Below are 18,035 nucleotides of genomic sequence, written 5' to 3'. Positions count from 1 at the left end.
CAATGAAAAATGAAGAATTATATATACTGTTTTTACCTGAAGATAAAACAAACCCGGAAGCGCTAAAAGCGGTTCCGGGTTTTGTTTTGGGGGAGGTCAGGGTTTGACCGGACCTTTACGGTAGCGGCCGAAGAAGATGCCGTCATCCACATAACCGGCGGTTTCAGAAACCCACATGGGGAACTTTCCGGTGGCCAGGGCGGTCTGGCCGTTCAGCATACCGGTGTGGAAGGAAAGATGCCGGTACTGGCGGAGAACCAGCTCCATGCGGGTGAAACGGCAGTTCTCCGGCTTTTCATACAGCATTTCATCTGTCAGCGTATCAAGGTATGCCATGGTTTTGGCTTCGATCTGATCCAGGTAGGCCAGCAGCTGTTCATCGGTCAGGACGACGGAAGTCGGGTTGTCCGGATTATCCATGCCTTCCTGATGGAAGGAGGGCTCTTCATAGACATTGGGATTGAAGAACCATTTATCCGCGGAATGGAGCGCGTGGTAAGCCCAGCGCCAGCAGGGAGCGCCGCAGCACAGGGCATTCCGGTCATAGGTCTGGAGGGAAGTCCTGATATTCAGGAAGTTGGGTTTGACGGTATCCCTGATAATCATAACCAGTTCGTTCATGGTGAATCTCTCCTGTTCGGTTGCTTTTTTCCGGGCCCGTGAGTATAATAGCATCGGTTAAACAATCAGTAAAATTGAAATAAACGAAAGAAACGATCGATAAAATCGATACAGAGGAGAACCAAACATGACGATCACGCAGCTGGAAACCTTTCTGAAGATTGCGGAAACCCGTAATTTTACCACCGCGGCCAGCCTGCTGGGATACGCGCAGTCCACCGTGACCATGCAGATCAAACAGCTGGAGGAGGAACTGGGCTGCCTGCTGTTTGAGCGGCTGGGAAAGACCGTGGCGCTGACCGCGGAAGGGGAACGGCTGTGTGAATATGCGGCGAAGATGATGCAGCTGGAACGGGAGATCAGGCTGGAGGTCCCAACGGTGAGAGAGCCGGCCGGAATTCTCCGGCTGGGCGTGTCCGAGTCGCTGTGTTATCACGGGCTTCCGGAAGTGCTGCTGAAGTATAAGCAGAAGTATCCCAAAGTGGAGATTCAGCTTTCCTTTATCATGCATGATACTTTTCCGGCGACGCTGAAGAAGGGAACATTGGACCTGGCTTATTCACTGAATCCTCCGGAGGAATACCCGGATCTGACGATGCTGTATGACAGGCCGGAAACGCTGGGGTTTTACGTCAGCCCGGAACACCCGCTGGCAAAGAAGAAAAAGATCACGGAAAAGGATCTGGAAGGCATTCCCCTGCTGCTGACCTCCCATAACTGCAGCTTCCGGCATATGCTGCTGGAGGATCTGGCGGAAGCCTCCGTGACGCCGCACATCGCCCTGGAGACCAGCAGCAAGGAGGTTCTGAAACAGTTCGCTATCAACGAGCTGGGAGTCGCCTTTATGCCGGATCTGGCAGCGCGGAGGGAAGTCGAAAAAGGCCGGCTGAAAAAGCTCAGCTGGGCCGGGAAAGCGTTCCCGATCTGTGCCCGGATCTACGTTCACAAGGATAAACATGTGAGCATGGCCATCCGGGAACTGGCAGATCTCATCGCGGAAAACGAAGCATAAAAAAACAGCCGGCTACGAAGGATCGTAACCGGCTGAAGTTTATTCTTCGGCCCTGTTCTTTTCCAGCTTATCAATAAACTTCTGCGGGGAAAGCTTACCGCTCAGGAACTCTTTCAGCAGGGAGCCGAAAGCAACATCTTCACCGTAGTCACCCAGGCCCACATTGAAAACGGGTACGGCATTGATCCGCAGGGTGCTGTCCACCATTTCCTGCGACAGGAAGCCGTCTTCTATTTCGGGGAAGTATTTCCGGTTAAACGCGTCCACGTCCAGCTGATCCGGATGTGAATACTGTAAATCTCCTTCTTCCTCCTCAAGGGTGATGACCCGCTCCAGGAAGTCGGACGCGCGGGAAGCAAAGGGACTGTCCTTCCGGACACAGATGACCCGGGATTCGACATAGATCAGGGGATCCTGGCCCGGGTCTATGCGGTAGGGAATCATGTTGTCCCAGGTGTAGGGATCACGGCTCAGGAAATCCTTTCCGTTATCCAGATCGGTAAACAGCGGCCGGAGGTCCTTCTGGTCCTTTTTCTTTACAGGCTCCTGCTTTTTGAGCTCCCGGATGATGCGGTCCGTCCGCTCCAGGAGCGCGACAAGTTCCGGTGAATTGTACCGGGCAGGTTCACCGGCGTGGACTGACTGGTAAAACCAGCTGTCCAGCAGCAAGAGCACGATGGTGCGCTCCGTGTAGTTCTTTTCCCCGAAGTTATACATCAGCTCGAAGCCCTCATGAGGCGTGGCCAGATAAACCTCCAGGAAATCCAGCATCTCCGTGAAGGAGGAAGGGGGCGTCCTGTCCGCAAAGGGGGAGGCGTTCCAGGCATCGGGAATCCAGAACAAAGGCGTTTTCACATGGATCATTCCCCGTACGCCCCACATACGGCCGTCTTCTGTGATCAGGTAGTTTTTCAGGATATTCCCGAAAATGGGCGGCATGGTATCCAGGTCTTTCAGCAGGGCTTCACCGGGTTCAAAAGAGGCAATGACGCCTTTTTCCCGGACTTCTTTCATGGACAGGCCCTCGTCGTAGAGACGGAAGAAATCCGCGTCTTCGGCTTTGGAATGAGGATTGAAACACAGGTCTTTCACGGAGGCTACTCCGGGCATTTCCGCCCAGTACTCCTGCAATTCATCTTCAAGCGCCATCACGGTCAGGGGGAAGGATTCCTCGCCCAGAACGGGGGAAATGGCGAGTGTGATCAGCAGCACTGCGATGAGCAGTGCAGAAATTGTTTTTTTCATTTTTTATACTCCTATTCCTGTTATTTCTTCAGGTCCAGGGTAAGGACGGTCTTTCCCGGGCCGGTCAGCAGGATGCCGACTGCCTCCGGAATGCTGTCCCCGGGAATCATCTGCATCATATGGATTACGGGCAGGTCGTTCAGCTGATTCAGGACACCGCAGCCGGACAGGTTCATACCGAAGGGGAACTCTGTTCCGTCCGGCCGGACAAAGTCAAGGGAATAGTTTTCACAGTTGTCCCAGAAGGTTTCTTCATCCATGTCTTCCGGGAAGAGATAATCGGCAAGCAGATAGACGCCGGCAGGCATCCGCAAAGCCCGGACGGATTCCAGCCGAATCCCCTCCGGAAGTCCGGTGTTTTCCGGTATTACGTATTCCCCTGTTTCAACCGGCGCCTGCAGGGGGATGCTGACATCCACCCCTTCCCAGACGGCTTTGGGTTCGTCCTCTTCCTGGTTCAGATTGATTTCCGCGACCCGCAGGCGGACCTGGCAGTCCACTTTTTCCCCGGAGGCTTTGCCGTTCATCATGGCACAGGAGAAATAGGTGAGGCTGCCGTCCTCATTGAACAGCGGATCTTCAAACTGGTATCCGTCAGACAGTTCCTCCGGAATCTCCAGGACGGCGCGGACGCTGTAAAGCGGCCGGTTCAGCTGTTTCGCGGCATCAACCCAGGAGGTGTCCGGGTCCACACCGAGCTTTTCGGCAACGGCGTCGCCGTTTTCCCCGTTGGCGCCGACGGCGTCATAGGGATCATCCCCGGTCAGCAGAATGCCGGATTCCCCGGTGGCTTTGGCGACAACGGAGGTGGTGGCGGTGTAGCCGTCGCAGTACAGGCCGCCGACGGTGAAGGTGACCGGGCCGATGGTATGGGAAATTTCTCCGTTATCCTTCATAATCTGCACCGTGTCCTGCGGGACAGAGATGTCATAGTATCCTGAAAAGAAATCGGTCCATCCGAAAATCTGGCCGGCAGCCACGGCGATGGTTGTGGCCGCTATGATAATACATGCCGCAATGAGTACGGCCCTGAATGTTACGCGTTTCACGGGTTCTTCCTCCTTTACGGAGCAGGCGGCCGTCATCAGCGCGTTACGGCATTCATCGGGCATGGGCTTAAAGGCGCCCCGCAGATCCAGGTTATCAAGATCGCGCTTCATTCCGCATTCAGCTCCTTTCTCAGTTCTCCTTTTCCCCGGTGCAGCCGTCCGCGGAGGGTTGTCAGCGGAACACGCAGCACCTCGGCTGCCTCCTCATAGCTCATGCCCTCCGAATAGCAGAGGACCAGCGGCAGCCGGAGAGTATCGGGAAGCGCTTCCAGCGCCAATGCGAGGTCGGGATCCGGAACGGATGCCGGGACCTGCGCGGGAATCTTTTCCAGGGAAACAACCGGCCGGCGTTTTTTTCGCGTGTCATAGCACGTATTGATCAGTATGCGGGTGATCCAGGTGCGGAAGTATTTCTCCTCCCGGAGCCTGTCCCGCTTTTCCCAGGCTTTCAGGACGGTATCCTGAAGGGCGTCCTGTACGTCGGCGTCGTTCTGCAGGATCGACCAGGCAACCCGGTACATCATGTCCGAGCCGGCTTCGACCTGCGCTATAAAGAATCCCCTGTCCACGGTGTTCAACCTCCATCATTGACGGGTTTTTAGTAACGTTACACCTATTAGACGATTGAGGATATGAAATCCTCACACGGTGCAAAAAAAGATTTTAAAACATTTGTGAATAACGGAAAAGCAGGCAATGAGCCTCCCGCGTAAAGTTACAAAGCTTACGAAATCGTAAGGCAGAAGTCACCTGAAAGTAAGATTCGTCTGCTAATCTTGTGACTGAGGAGGGAAGACTCATGGAAATCATGCGCAGCGGACGCTGTAACGTCAGGGAAACCGAACTGAGAAACGAAAACACACTCTCAGCATGGTATGATTCATATGGTACGGATATTCTCCGTTACTGCTTTATGATGCTTGGAAACCGGACGGACGCGGAAGACGCTACCCAGGAAACATTCCTGAAGGTCTGGCGGAACATCGGACGGTTTGAAGCCAAGAACGGATGCTCCCCCAAATCATGGATCATCCGGATCGCCGGCAATACCTGCCGGGACTACCTCAGGAGAGGCTGGCACAAGTATGAGAACCGGCTGATCACTCCGGAAGACCTGAAGAAACTCGGAAACGCGCCGGACGAGAGCCGGGAAATGATCATGGACGTGATGAACCTGCCGGAGAAATACCGGGAAGTGGTCCTGCTGGTGTTCCTGCAGGGAATGACCCTCCGGGAAGCCGCGGACTGCATGCAGACCAGTGCGTCCACCATCTCCAGGAGACTGGAAAAAGCCAAGAGAATGATAGCCTGAACCTATTTCATAACATCCTTTTTAGCAGAAGCCCTGTCCGGTTGCCCGGACGGGGCTTCTGTGATATCATCGAAATGATTTTCCGATCAAAATCACCGAAAACGGAAAAATCCCCTTACGTCATGTATTGCATGTGACGCGGCGTAATAAAGTAGGATGACGCCGAAAGGAGGTGGAACGCTATGGCACAATACACCACCGGAGAACTGGCGAAAGAGTGCGGCATCACAGTCCGGACCGTACAGTTTTATGACCAGCGGGGGATCCTGGTTCCCAGCGCGCTGACCGAAGGCGGCCGCAGGCTGTATTCAGAGGAAGACCTGAAGATGATGAAGATCATCTGCTTCCTGCGGGATACGGGCCTGTCCCTGGACACCATCGGAAAGCTGCTGAAGGAAGAGGACCTGGGCAGTGTGGTCTCGATTTTCCTGGAACAGCAGGAACAGGTGCTGCAGGAGGAGATCGCAGACCGGAAGGATAAGCTGGAGCGGCTGGAAGAACTGAAAAGCGGACTGAAGGATGTTCCGTCGGTTTCCGTGGAATCCATCGGTGACATAGCGACCGTTATGGAAAATAAAAAGAAACTGAGCGCAGTGCACCGGAAGATGGTGCTGGTCGGAGCACCCTTCACCGTGGCAGAGGACGCGGGGATCCTGCTGTGGATCTTCAAAGGACAATGGTGGCTCTTCGCGGCGGCCCTGGCGGCGGCCATTCCCGTAATCATCTGGATGGTCCGGTATTATTACCGCAACGCAGCCTATATCTGTCCTCAGTGCCATGAGATTTTCAAACCGGCCATGAAAGAGTTTTTCTTTGCAAACCATACGCTGAAAACCCGGAAACTGACCTGCGTGAAATGCGGGCATAAGGGATACTGTGTAGAAACTTACGGAGGAAACGTGGAATGAAGAAGGTACTGTCTGTTTTACTGGCCCTGATGATGCTGATCGCCTGCGGCGCCGCTGCCGCGGAGCAGGAAACCCGGAAGATCGAAACGCCCGCGGACGCGGAGGAATGGATCCGGGTTTTCCTGGGTGAACACCCGGAAGAACTGGACGGCGCCTGGGCGATGACTGCCCAGATGCAAGCCGCCGCCGACCAGATGGGCGGCATAGGCGGCCTGGCGAAATCACTGGCTGCGCTGGGCACGGCCGGAGAGATCGGCTCCGCTGTGGAAGGGGAACTTTCCGGATTTAAAACGTTCAGCATTCCCTGCGCGTTTTCCCTGATGCCGGTGGACCTGGTCCTGGTTATCCAGGACGGCGCTGTCGCCGGCCTGCAGACCGGCGCATACAGCGGGAGAAAGGAAGAAAAGACAGAAAGTGATCTTTTTGACAGTGTTGAGCTGAACCTGCCGGTACCGGCCCTTGGAGAACTGCCCGGAATCCTGACCATGCCCAAAGGAGACGGTCCGTTCCCGGCAGTGGTGCTGATCCAGGGCTCCGGCGCCAGCGACAAGGACGAAGCTGTCATGGGCCTCAGGCCTTTCCGGGATATTGCGGAAGGTCTGGCGGAACAGGGTGTCGCTGTATACCGCTTCGACAAACGGACCTATGTTTATGGCGCAGCGATGGCGGATAACCGCCGGATCACGCTGATGGACGAATCGATCGATGACGCGGTGAACGCGGTGCAGCTGCTGGCGAAACAGGAAAAGATCGATCCGGAGCGGATCTTTGTGCTGGGACACAGCCTGGGCGGCAACGCCATTCCTGCCATTGCCCGGGAACTGAAGAAGCAGCCGGCGGACAGCCGCGGCTTCATCATGATGGCAGCATCCCCGCGTCCCCTGGAGGAACTGGCACGGGAACAGAATGAATTCCTGTATTCCCTGATGCCGGAGGAAACAGAAGAACAAAAGGCGGAAAAAGAAGCATACCTGGCAGAAATAGAGAAAACGTTCAGCGACCTGGATAAGCTGAAAGACCTGGACAGCCTGACGGATGATGATACGGTGCTGGGAATCTGGAAATCCTACTGGAAATGGCTGGCGGATTACGATATCCTGCAGGCGGCAAAGGAGATCACACAGCCTGTCCTGCTGCTGCAGGGCGAGGAAGACTACCAGGTGACCATGGAAGACTTCAGCATCTGGCAGGAAGCGCTCGGAGACAAGGCAAACTGGAAAATGATTGCCTATCCGGGGCTGGTCCATGTTTTTATTCCCGGACAGAAAGCGGAAGGTTCCGCGGTTTACAGCCGGACCGAAAAAGTGGACAGCCGGGTTATCAGCGACATCGCGGACTTTATCAACGCACAGTAACTGACAAAGTATTCAGGCAATAACAACCGGGGGACAGAAACGTGAACAGACCTTTTATCGGCATCCCCATGGGAGACGCTGCCGGCATCGGACCGGAAATCGTGCTGAAAACCATCGCGAACCCGGAGATAAGCGGGATTGCCCGCTGTGTTGTGGTGGGAGATAAAGGCGTGATGGAACTGGCGGAAACCTATCCGGGCTCCCCCAAACCCGGGATCAACGTGATCCGGGAACCGGCGGAGGGAAGGTATGAGCCGGGAATCCTGAACCTGATCGACCTGCATAACATCGACCTGAATAAACTGAAGGTCGGGACGGTTGACGGGATGTGCGGAAAGGCCTCCTATGAGTATATCGCTGAGAGCATCCGCCTCGCGAACGCACGGCTGGTGGACGCAGTTGCCACAACACCGATCAACAAGGAATCCCTGAGGAAAGGCGGCGTTCCCTATATTGGTCATACCGAGATCTTCGGGGCTTTGACAGGCACAGAGGATCCCCTGACCATGTTTGAGGTGCGGGGGATGCGGGTGTTCTTCCTGACGAGACATGTTTCCCTGCGGGAGGCCTGTGACCTGGTAACCAAAGACAGGATTGTGGACTATGTACACCGCTGCACAGAGGCGCTTCGCCGGCTGGGTGTGACGGAGGGAACCATGGCTATTGCCGGACTGAATCCCCACAGCGGAGAACACGGGCTGTTCGGCACTGAAGAAGTGGAACAGGTATACCCGGCGGTCGAGCAGCTCCGGAAGGAAGGATACAACGTGGAAGGCCCCATCGGGGCGGACTCGGTATTCCACCTGGCGCTCCAGGGCCGGTACAACAGTGTGCTGTCGCTGTATCACGACCAGGGACATATCGCCACCAAGACGCTGGACTTTGAAAGGACGATCGCCATTACCAACGGCATGCCGATCCTGCGCACTTCCGTGGACCATGGAACAGCGATGGACATTGCCGGAAAGGGGATCGCCAGCGCGGTCAGCATGATGGAGGCGGTGCGGCTTGCAGTTAAATACGCACCGGCGTTTAAGAATAATTAAGAATTCTGCGATCGCCGTTAACAAAATGCTTTCAGCATTTTGACGGCTGTAGCATGGGAGGCATTCGCATCGAATGGCTCGGCGTTACCAGCGCTGAAGCGCTGACGCCTGCATGGACGATCTGTTGCCAGCACTAAAGTGCTGACAGATCTGTCTAAAGCGCTGGTGCCTCCTCAACAATTCAGAATTATTCTTTCCCCAACCCGTTTCATCGTCCGGACAGAACAGCATCCCTGTTGTCATTCCGACCAAGCGTTAGCGCGTGGAGGAATCCCTTACTATAATTGGCATCGGCAGTCAAACCGTTTCATGGTTGAAATGAAGGGAACGATAGGGACGGTCAGAGTCAATTAAGAATAAAGAGTTATGAATGTCTCTGCATTACGGCTTTTCAGCATGGCCGGGCAGAGACTTTTTTTCGTCTGCAGAAATACGTACCGGCAGGACGGGCTCACGCGCTGCCATACGCGGAGAAATGAAAACAAATGAAATGTACATACTTTTACAACTCCTTTACATTATTTCAGTATTTGCTGTGATATACTGAAACGGGGTGATGAGAGATGGCAAATATTCTGTTTGTGGACGATGAATCGGCCATTCGCGATATGTTGAGAACGGTGATGAAACTGGCGGGGCACAGGCCCCTGGAAGCGGCAGACGCGGACCAGGCACGGCGGGTGATGCGGGAGCAGGCTGCCGACCTGGCTGACCCATACCGGTGGTAGTCCGGTTATCCGCTTGTATTCTTACCGCTGTTCTCTTTCACGGACAGCGGTTTTCCTGTATAATAAGCCAATCAGCACACAAAAACGGACAAGGAGAAGCAATATGAGCAGAAGTATACGAACCTCAGCCAAGGCCCTGGTGATCAGGGACGGCCGCATGCTGGCCATCCGGCTTCATGACCAGGACGGGGATTTCTATATCATGCCCGGCGGCGGACAGAACACCGGGGAACTGCTTCCCGCGGCGGTTGAACGTGAAGTGGCGGAGGAAACCGGTATCGCGGTGAAAGCCGGGGACGCCGTTTTTATCATCGAAGGCGAGAAAGGCGAGGAAAGCCACCGGGTGGATATCGTGTTCCGGTGTGAATACCTGGGTGAAAGCGACGCGGAACGGCACACGGACTGGAACCAGACCGGATATGAGTGGCTGGACATCGCGACACTGAACACGGCGCCGCTTTATCCCTCAAAGCTGAGACGGCCGATCATGAACCTGTCTGCGGAGAAGGAAGCGCCGGTTTATCTTGGAAATGAAAACGTCGGAGATCCGGAGATCACGGACTGACGGAAAAGAAGGAGAAAAACATGGAACACAAGTTACTGCCCGCGGATGAATGCCTGGTCTGCGGAAGGATTGAACAGACCCTGCGGGGAGAAAACCCGTTTTTTGTGCGGGAACTGGAAACCGGTTATGTGGTGATCGGCGATCACCAGCGGTTTGAAGGCTATACCCTGCTGCTGTGCAAGGAACACGCGACGGAACTGAGCCAGCTGACACCGGAGTTCCGGGCGGCTTTCCTGCGGGATATGGCGATCACGGCGGAGGCAGTTGAGAAGGCCTTCAAGCCCGACAAGATGAACTACGCGCTGCTGGGCATCGGCAAATGCCAGCATATGCACTGGCACCTGTATCCCCGCAGGGAGGGGGATACTCCGACACCCGGACCTGTGTGGCGGGTGACGGACGCGAATGATGACCGTTGGATCCCGTCCCCGGAAAAGCTGGAAGAGCTGAAGGAAAAAGTGAACCGGGAACTGGAAAAACTGCTGTGACAGGCAAACGGAGGAACATATGCAATACGATATACTGACGGAACAGGCCAGAGGAATCCTGGAAGCGGAGCCGTGGTACGCGTCGGCAATGAGCAATCTTTCCGCGCTGCTGATGACCTCCATGGACAGGCTGAACTGGGCCGGATTTTATCTTGTAAGGAACGGCGGGCTGACCGTTGGGCCGTTCCAGGGCAAGCCGGCCTGCATTCATATTCCCATGGGCAGGGGTGTATGCGGAACGGCGGCCATGATGGACGAAATACAGGTGGTGCCGGATGTACACCTGTTTCCGGGCCATATTGCCTGCGACAGCGAATCGGCATCGGAGATCGTGATCCCGATCCATCATGATGGAAAGGTCGCGGCGGTTCTGGATATGGACAGCCCGGTAAAAAGCCGGTTCTCCGCGGAAGACGCGGATGGCCTGACGGCGCTGGTGCGGCTGATGGAAGAGAAGATCCACTGGTAAAAGAGTAAATGTGAGGGATATGTATGACACAGCAGGAGATCCTGGACGCCGCAATGCGGCAGTCCGCTGTTGATTGTTCCTGCTCTGCGGAAGATTTCCGCAGGGAAACGAATGTTGTGGTTGAATCCAGGCCATCGGCAGACGCGAGCAGGTACCTGACCAATCCGAATATCTGCGCGCTGTTTACCTATGGTTCCAATGTTGTCGCATCCTGCCGCGGAGACCTGATCCCGGAGGTGGAAGCCTTTGTCAACGGCATGCCCAAGCATCACCGGTGCTTTGAACCACAGGGCATTTATGAACTGAACCGGATCCTGCAAAAGGCAGACGCGCGGGTTACCTGGATGCACAGCTTTTACCTGCCGGATCTTCAGGCTGTCTTCAGCGCGGAAGTTTTCTGCCCTTATGAAACGCGGGAACTGCATCCGGAGGATTTTACAGACCTGTACCTGCCGGAGTGGAGCAACGCTTTGTGCAGCAGCCGGAAAGAGCTGGACATGCTGGGCATCGGCGCGTATGACGGCGGGAAACTGATCGGCCTGGCGGGATGCTCCGCGGACTGCGCGGAGATGTGGCAGATCGGGATTGACGTGCTGCCGGAATACCGGCAGAAGGGGATCGCTTCCACACTGACCAACCAGCTGGCCCGGGCGATATTTGAACACGGTAAGATCCCGTTTTATGCCGCCGCCTGGTCCAATGTCCGGTCAGTGAAGAACGGACTGAAAAGCGGTTTCCGGCCCGCGTGGGCAGCAATGCAGGCGGAAAAGATAAATAAATGAAAACTGAAGATTTAAAACTTTGCGATCGCTGTTACCAAAGATCCGTTTGCTGTCACTCCGGATCTTTGACAGCTGTAGCATGGCAGTTGTATTCCGCAATCTCAATGGTCGTAACTCCATAATATGGAGCTTACTCCCTTTCGATTGACCTCAGATCCGATGAGATTTCCGCCACTGGCGGTCATCGGCTCTTCGCCCCAAATCAAAGATTTGGACAACTGCTCAATAAATGAATAATGGCGGAGGGATGGCTACGCCATCCTTTGAATTAATAATCCGCGCGGCGGGGACGTACAGGACGCGGAGACGGGCGCCGCAGAGCAGACTGATACAGGAGACAGGTGAAAGAGATGGACTTCAGGCATTTTGGGGGCGTGTTCGGCGTGTATGAGCGGACTGCCCCGCTGACAACGGGCGGCGCGGGACTGGCGGACAGGAATTTTACCATTCCTAACGATCCGTCCTTCAGCTATCAGACGGCTTCGGGCACAAAAGGATTTACCGCCGCGGCCGTACTCGCATTGATCGCGGAAGGAAAAGCCGGCCTTGACGACTGCGTAAAAAGGATCCTGGCAGAAAGCCATGAACCGCAGAAATACGGAAAGCTGGAGTGGCTGGATGAGATGGTTACGTTCAGATCGCTGCTGAGCCACACGTCGGGTGTGCCCGATTATTATGACGAAGACCTGACAGACAGCTTTGAGGACGTCCTGAACGGAACACCCTGCTATCACTATGAAAAGCCGGAACAGTTCTTTCCCCTGACGGAGAAAGCCTGGAAGAAGCAGGAGAAATCTTACAGCTTCCGGGACGTATTCAAGTATTCCAACGGCGGATTCGTCCTTTTGGCAGCGGCGGCGGAAGCTGTGTCGGGCGAACCGTTCGGGGAATACGTCACAAGGCATGTGTTCAGACCATACGGGATGAACAGGAGCGGCTTTTTCCGCTTTGATGAGCAGCCGCCGGACGGTATTGTCCGCGCGGCCGCGTACCAGGGGAACGGGAAAAGCAACATCTATGCGGTACCCGTGATTGGCGGAGGGGACGGCGGCGCCTATACGAATCCGGCGGACATGGCACGGTTCTGGAATGCCCTTGATCCGGAAATCAACCCGCAGAGTCCTGCGGCGGGCCTGGTTGAGGAAGCCTGGACCCCGCGGCAAAAAGCAGAAGAAAACTTCTACGGGCTTGGATTCTGGATCAGCGGGAAAAATCCGAGGATCGTATTCCTGGAGGGCTTTGATCCCGGCGTTCAGTTTTTCAGCTTTTACAACCGCGACACGAAGCGATCCCTGACGATCTGCCTGAACGATGAAAACATGAACTGCGACGAGGTTTTTGAACAGTATTTTCCCATGATACAGGGATAAAAAGAGGGGGCAGCCGGTTCATCCGGCTTGCCCCCTCAAATCGTAGACAAAGTGGTTTCAGCAAGTAATAGCTGAGCCCCTTCCGGGTTCTCCGGAAGGGGCTGATTTGTTGAACTGTGTTTAAGCGGCCAGGGCTTCGACCCTGTTCAGGTAATCAAAGAACTTCATTTCATCCTTATAGGAGGAAGCGAACAGCTCGGGCTCGTTAAGGCCTTCTCCCTGGAGCATGGCCGTGATGCCGATATAGCGCTGGGCGGGATCCTTGAGATCATATTGTTCACCCTGCGCAGTGACAACCAGCACGGAAGCCTCGCAGCGGTCGAGCGTTTCTTCGAACAGTTTCAGTTCATCATTATTCCTGATCTTCATATGTATCAACTCCTTTGCGATCAGAATTCATGAGAAAGAAGTTGTACCACTTCTTTCATACAATATGATACAGCAAAAAAGAGCCAACACAATCGAAAAACAGGCGATTTGGCGGACAAATTGTACAGGTTTGACAATACATGTCGCATCTGGTAAAAAAGTGACAGGCGGCAGGCGTCAGTCCAGCAGGGCGACCGCCACGTCATTCACGTTGGTGCCTGTGGGGCCGGTGATGATCAGGCCGCCGGTCTTCTCCAGGGCATGATAGGCATTGTTATCCTGCAGTACCGCGTCAATGGACAGGCCGTGCTTCGCCAGCTCAGCACAGGTATCGCCGTCCGCATAGCCGCCGGCCGCGTCCGTGGGGCCATCAGTTCCGTCGCTGCCCACAGAGAAGACAGCAGCCCGTTCCAGGCCGGCGATGCCCGCCGCGGCGGAAAGGGCGATCTCCTGATTCCGGCCGCCTTTTCCGTGACCGGTCAGTTTTACCACGGTTTCCCCGCCGGCGATGAAAGCCAGGGCCTTGGGATCCGCGGAATGTGTTTTCAGGATGGAGGCAAGGAAGCTTCCGGCTTCCCGGGCCTGACAGCAGAGCTGGTCCGTGAGGATGACGGGTTCATAGCCCAGATTCCGGCAGGTGACAGCCGCGGCAGCACAGAGCTCCCGGACACTGCCGTTGATCTGTGTGTGTACGTTATCCAGGGCTTTGGGCGTTTCGACGCCCAGCAGGTTTTCAGCCGTTTCGGACATGCGCAGGTTATACTTTTTCCGGATGCGCTGCGCATCCTCCGCGGTGGAGGAGTCCGGGCAGGCGGGACCGGAGGCAATCATATCCAGCGGATCCCCGAGGATATCCGAAAGTACAACGGCTTCGACTTTTCCGGGCCAGCAGAGCTGGGCAAAGCGCCCGCCCTTGACCTGGGAAAGACGCTTGCGGATGGTGTTGATCTCCACAATGTCCGCGCCGCAGGCAAGCAGCTGGCCGGTGATATCCTGCAGTTCCTCCCCGGAAACCAGGGGTTTTTCAAACAGTGCACTGCCGCCGCCGGAAAGCAGAAAGAGAACCGTATCCTTTTCCGTCAGGTCTGCCACGAGGTCCAGGGCAGCCTGGGTGCCTTTGAAGGAGTTTTCATCCGGCACGGGATGGCCGGCTTCGAAGCAGGTGAAATTGGCGATGGGTCCCATGACGTGATCGTATTTGGTGACCACCACGCCGTTTTCAATCCGGTCACCAAGACAGTCGGATGCGGCTTTTGCCATCTGCCAGGCAGCTTTGCCGGCGGCGACCAGCAGCACCCGGCCGGAAAACTCCATGCTTTTCAGGGCACGCTGTACCGCCGCGTCCGGCTGTACGGCCGCAATGGCTTCGCGGACGATCTGATCCGCGTGTTCACGCAATTGTCGGTTCAATGTGAAGCCTCCTTATCTTACGGGGGAAAGAAGCGCACCGTGCGGGCACGGTGCGCGGGAAGTGATCCTTCAGCATCAGAAAATCAGGCTGAGGATGAAGATTTCAATGATGGCGGCGATGCCAATGACCAGGGTCATGGCCGTCTGGGTTCTGTAACCTTCTTCAGGCTGCATTTCGCCGAAGTTGGTAACCACCCAGAAGTAGCTGTCGTTGGCATGGGAAACGGTCATGGCGCCAGCGCCGATGGCCATAACCACCAGGGCGATGTCCACGGGAGCGGTGAAGCCGAGCACGGGAAGCAGAGGCGCCACAATACCGGCAGTGGTGGTAATCGCGACGGTGGAGGAACCCTGCGCGCTCTTGAGGATGGCGGCGAGCAGGAAGGGGAAGAAGATGCCGATGGCCTGCAGGGCAGAAGCATTGGCGGTGATGTAGTTGACCATGTCGGAGGAAGAAATGACCTTGCCCAGGACGCCGCCGGCCGCGGTGACGAACAGGATCGGGCCAACGGTCTTCAGCGTATCATTGGTCAGGTTATAGAAATCCTTGCCCTTGCCGGCGGTGAACAGCTGGATGATGGCCAGCACGGAACCGACAGCCAGAGCCATGATGGGCGTGCCCAGGAAGGTCAGCAGGTCGGCAACCGGGCCGGTCCACTTAGCCATGGAGGAGATGGAGGACAGGGCCATCAGCAGGATCGGAACCAGCAGGGGAGCCAGAGCGTTGCAGCCGCCGGGCAGCTTGCCGAATTCCGCCTTGAGTTCCTCATAGGACTTGACAACTTCGCCGTTGTCACCGGTTTCGTCCGCGCTCTTGATCTTCTTACCGATAAACTTCGCATAAATGAAGCCGGCAATCAGCGGGAAGATGGAGCAGAGCACGCCGATGCCGATGACCAGGAGCAGGTAATCGCCCGCACCGAGGGTCTGGGCCGCCGCGATGGGGCCGGGTGTCGGCGGGATAAAGACGTGGGATACATACAGACCGCAGGAGAGGCAGACCGTCATCGCCACGGAGGAGACGCCGGTGCGCTTGACCAGGGCTTTGCGGATCGGGTTCAGGATGACGAAGCCGCTGTCGCAGAAGACGGGGATGGAAACCACCCAGCCCATGAGTTCGATGGCCAGTTGGGGATTCTTTTCACCCACCAGTTTGATGACCATGTCAGCCAGCTTCAGGGCAGCGCCGGTTTTTTCCAGCACCGTGCCGATGAAAGCGCCGAGGATGATGACGATACCGATGGAGGTGAAGGTTCCGGAGAAGCCGGCACCGATGATACCCGGAATCTGGGTCAGTGGGATACCCGCAATAATGGCAAGCAGCAGGGAAATCCCCATGATTGCCAGGAAGGGATGAACCTTGAGCTTCGAAATGAGCAGGATCATCAGGACGATCGCGACAACAAACGCGATGATAAGCGGAAGACCGGTCATAAAAGAACCCTCCTTACTAAATATGGAATTGTCGTAAACGGTTCAATACCATATGCAGTGTATCACCGGTCAAAGAGAATGTCAACGAAATTGTATTTTTTCTGTATTTCCAAGGCAAACTTGCCGGGCTTTCCACGGCGTGATATCATTAGTTAACAGCCGCGCAGATATGTTGAAGCAGCTGCACAGAAAACGGAGAACAGGAAAGATGAATACCATACTGCTTGTGGAAGATGATGCCGCCCTGCGGGAGGGACTTACAGAACTGTTTATACGGGACGGATATGAGGTTATTGCCGCCGGTTCCCTGCGGGAAGCGCGTGAACGCCTTTCGGACGCGGTGCAGGCGATCGTGATGGACGTAGGCCTGCCGGACGGGGACGGAGTGAACCAGTGCCGGGAGTGGCGTGCCGCCGGAGAAACACGGCCGGTGCTTTTCCTGACTGCCCGGGGTGAGGAATTTGACGTGGTGCGGGGCCTGGATTCCGGCGGAAACGATTATGTGACCAAGCCTTTCCGGATGCAGGAGCTGCTAAGCCGCGTACGGGTACTGCTGCGGGGCAGCACCCGGACTGCCCAGACGACCAGCCGGAGCGGCTTTGTTGTGAACCATGAGCGTATGCAGGTGGTGAAGGACGGGGAAGTGCTGCCCCTGACACTGACCGAATACAAGATCGTTACCATGCTGATGGATCATCCGGCTGTGGTTCCGCGGGAACGCCTGCTGGAGGTCCTGTGGGATGAAGGCGGAAAGTTTATCGATGACAACACGCTGTCTGTTCATATGAGCCGGCTGCGGGAGAAGGTGGGCGCTGAGCACATCAGCACCATACGGGGAGTGGGATATCAATGGTTGGATACATCCTCAGCGGAATCCTCCTGCTGATCCTGGCTGCTGTCCTGGTCCGCCGGTATCTTGACATGAAGCGGCTGGACAGGCTTTCTGAGAAAATGGAGGATTACCTGACGGGAAACGGCGGAGACCTGTCTCTGTCCCTGAAGGAAGACAAGATCGCGCAGGTGGAGAACGCTGCCCTGGAGATGCAGAACCGCATTGAGACGGCGGAAGAGCGTTTCCGGCAGGAGGCGAGACGGACCAGCAACCTGACGGCGGACATCTCCCACCAGCTGAAGACGCCGCTGGCTTCCCTGCGCCTGTACTGCGAGATGGATGAAAGCGCTCACAGCGAGCAGCAGATCGCCCAGATCGAGCGTATGGAGACGCTGATCAGCAGCCTCCTGCGGCTGGAAAAACTGTGCGCCGACGGATATGAATTTGCCTTTGAGGAATGCAATGTCCGGAAGATGATCGAAAAAGACTGGGAACAGATGCATTCCCTGTGGCCGTACACAACCCTGACCATAGAAGGGGAAGCTGTTATTCGCTGCGATGAGAAATGGCTTTCCGAGGCTTTCCGGAACCTGATCAAGAATGCCTGCGAACATACCGGAGAGAACGGGGAAATCCATATCTTCATGGAACGGACGGAAAGCTTTTTCTACTGCACGCTGGAGGACAACGGCGGCGGCGCGGCAGCGAAGGACCTGCCGCATCTGTTTGAACGCTTTTACCGCGCGGAAGGACAGCACAGCAAGGGAGCAGGCCTGGGACTGGCGATCGTGAAGGAGATCATTTACCGCCATCACGGACAGATCATGGCGCAGAATACGGACAAAGGACTGAAGTTTACAATCTCGCTGCCAGTGCTGGACATGATAAAGACAATTAAGAATTCAGAATTCAGAATTCAGAATTAAACATAGAGAGCTGGATGAAGACACTGCTGCTGCGGGGAGCAATCTGAACCCGAGGGAAAGACAATTCATAATTCATAATTCATAATGAATACTTGCGGCGGAGGAATAAGAGAA

General features: G+C 55.6%; 20 protein-coding genes. 13 read left to right on the top strand and 7 right to left on the bottom strand.

The features are described from left to right. Positions 1-96: 96 nt before the first annotated feature. Positions 97-621, bottom strand: a complete 525-nt coding sequence (locus JYE50_RS08670; RefSeq protein ID WP_084095147.1) for a hypothetical protein — start codon at positions 619-621, stop codon at positions 97-99. Between the two features lie 127 nt (positions 622-748). Between JYE50_RS08670 and JYE50_RS08665 the strand changes: the two genes are divergently transcribed. After that, positions 749-1,633, top strand: coding sequence for a LysR family transcriptional regulator (locus tag JYE50_RS08665; RefSeq protein WP_084095146.1), 885 nt, complete (start codon positions 749-751; stop codon positions 1,631-1,633). A 39-nt stretch (positions 1,634-1,672) separates the two neighbouring features. On the opposite strand, the gene JYE50_RS08660 is transcribed toward JYE50_RS08665, so the two are convergent. The 3 genes from JYE50_RS08660 to JYE50_RS08650 are packed head-to-tail and all read right to left on the bottom strand — an operon-like array spanning position 1,673 to position 4,496. Beyond that, positions 1,673-2,878, bottom strand: a complete 1,206-nt coding sequence (locus tag JYE50_RS08660) for a hypothetical protein (protein WP_084095145.1) — start codon at positions 2,876-2,878, stop codon at positions 1,673-1,675. A 20-nt stretch (positions 2,879-2,898) separates the two neighbouring features. After that, positions 2,899-4,038 (bottom strand): hypothetical protein, encoded by a 1,140-nt coding sequence (locus JYE50_RS08655; RefSeq protein ID WP_084095144.1) that lies wholly within the window; start codon positions 4,036-4,038, stop codon positions 2,899-2,901. Continuing rightward, positions 4,035-4,496, bottom strand: a complete 462-nt coding sequence (locus JYE50_RS08650) for an RNA polymerase sigma factor (RefSeq protein WP_084095143.1) — start codon at positions 4,494-4,496, stop codon at positions 4,035-4,037. Before JYE50_RS08650 ends, JYE50_RS08655 begins: the two co-directional genes overlap by 4 nt. 230 nt (positions 4,497-4,726) lie before the next feature. On the opposite strand from JYE50_RS08650, the gene JYE50_RS08645 reads away from it, so the two are divergent. The 10 genes from JYE50_RS08645 (at position 4,727) to JYE50_RS08600 (ending at position 12,950) form a co-directional block, all read left to right on the top strand. After that, positions 4,727-5,239, top strand: coding sequence for an RNA polymerase sigma factor (locus JYE50_RS08645; protein ID WP_084095142.1), 513 nt, complete (start codon positions 4,727-4,729; stop codon positions 5,237-5,239). Positions 5,240-5,421: 182 nt separating this feature from the next. Beyond that, a complete protein-coding gene (locus JYE50_RS08640; protein WP_143763558.1) occupies positions 5,422-6,147 on the top strand; it encodes a MerR family transcriptional regulator in 726 nt (241 codons plus the stop codon). Continuing rightward, entirely contained in the window at positions 6,144-7,502 is a 1,359-nt protein-coding gene (locus JYE50_RS08635; protein WP_084095583.1) for an alpha/beta hydrolase family protein, read from the top strand. Before JYE50_RS08640 ends, JYE50_RS08635 begins: the two co-directional genes overlap by 4 nt. Positions 7,503-7,543: 41 nt before the next feature. Continuing rightward, on the top strand, positions 7,544-8,548 hold the full coding sequence (gene pdxA / locus JYE50_RS08630) for a 4-hydroxythreonine-4-phosphate dehydrogenase PdxA (protein WP_084095141.1): 1,005 nt from the start codon (positions 7,544-7,546) through the stop codon (positions 8,546-8,548). Positions 8,549-9,111: 563 nt separating this feature from the next. Then, positions 9,112-9,276 carry a response regulator gene (locus JYE50_RS08625; RefSeq protein WP_179138255.1) on the top strand — a complete coding sequence of 55 codons (165 nt, stop codon included), beginning with the start codon at positions 9,112-9,114 and terminating at the stop codon, positions 9,274-9,276. A gap of 103 nt (positions 9,277-9,379) precedes the next feature. Beyond that, complete coding sequence (locus tag JYE50_RS08620; RefSeq protein WP_084095140.1) at positions 9,380-9,841, top strand: NUDIX domain-containing protein; 462 nt, start codon at positions 9,380-9,382, stop codon at positions 9,839-9,841. Positions 9,842-9,861: 20 nt separating this feature from the next. Continuing rightward, positions 9,862-10,329: an HIT family protein gene (locus JYE50_RS08615; protein ID WP_084095139.1), complete on the top strand. Its 468-nt coding sequence runs from the start codon at positions 9,862-9,864 to the stop codon at positions 10,327-10,329. A gap of 19 nt (positions 10,330-10,348) precedes the next feature. After that, complete coding sequence (locus tag JYE50_RS08610) at positions 10,349-10,798, top strand: free L-methionine (R)-S-oxide reductase MsrC (protein ID WP_084095138.1); 450 nt, start codon at positions 10,349-10,351, stop codon at positions 10,796-10,798. Positions 10,799-10,821: 23 nt separating this feature from the next. Beyond that, positions 10,822-11,580: a GNAT family N-acetyltransferase gene (locus JYE50_RS08605; RefSeq protein WP_084095137.1), complete on the top strand. Its 759-nt coding sequence runs from the start codon at positions 10,822-10,824 to the stop codon at positions 11,578-11,580. A gap of 350 nt (positions 11,581-11,930) precedes the next feature. Then, entirely contained in the window at positions 11,931-12,950 is a 1,020-nt protein-coding gene (locus JYE50_RS08600) for a serine hydrolase domain-containing protein (protein WP_084095136.1), read from the top strand. A gap of 120 nt (positions 12,951-13,070) precedes the next feature. On the opposite strand, the gene JYE50_RS08595 is transcribed toward JYE50_RS08600, so the two are convergent. The 3 genes from JYE50_RS08595 to JYE50_RS08585 form a co-directional block, all read right to left on the bottom strand. Then, complete coding sequence (locus JYE50_RS08595; protein WP_084095135.1) at positions 13,071-13,319, bottom strand: hypothetical protein; 249 nt, start codon at positions 13,317-13,319, stop codon at positions 13,071-13,073. Between the two features lie 177 nt (positions 13,320-13,496). Continuing rightward, positions 13,497-14,729 carry a glycerate kinase type-2 family protein gene (locus JYE50_RS08590; protein ID WP_084095134.1) on the bottom strand — a complete coding sequence of 411 codons (1,233 nt, stop codon included), beginning with the start codon at positions 14,727-14,729 and terminating at the stop codon, positions 13,497-13,499. Between the two features lie 75 nt (positions 14,730-14,804). Further along, a complete protein-coding gene (locus tag JYE50_RS08585) occupies positions 14,805-16,163 on the bottom strand; it encodes a GntP family permease (protein ID WP_084095133.1) in 1,359 nt (452 codons plus the stop codon). A 208-nt stretch (positions 16,164-16,371) separates the two neighbouring features. Here JYE50_RS08585 and JYE50_RS08580 point away from each other — a divergent pair, with 208 nt between their 5' ends. Together JYE50_RS08580 and JYE50_RS08575 are read left to right on the top strand one after the other, a co-directional pair. Further along, entirely contained in the window at positions 16,372-17,049 is a 678-nt protein-coding gene (locus JYE50_RS08580; RefSeq protein ID WP_084095132.1) for a response regulator transcription factor, read from the top strand. Then, complete coding sequence (locus JYE50_RS08575; protein ID WP_084095131.1) at positions 17,013-17,921, top strand: sensor histidine kinase; 909 nt, start codon at positions 17,013-17,015, stop codon at positions 17,919-17,921. Before JYE50_RS08580 ends, JYE50_RS08575 begins: the two co-directional genes overlap by 37 nt. The last annotated feature ends 114 nt before the right edge of the window (positions 17,922-18,035 follow it).

The sequence above is a fragment of the Aristaeella lactis genome (genome assembly GCF_018118585.1).
GTDB lineage: Bacteria > Bacillota > Clostridia > Christensenellales > Aristaeellaceae > Aristaeella > Aristaeella lactis.
This window is presented reverse-complemented; position numbering and strand designations above follow the sequence as displayed.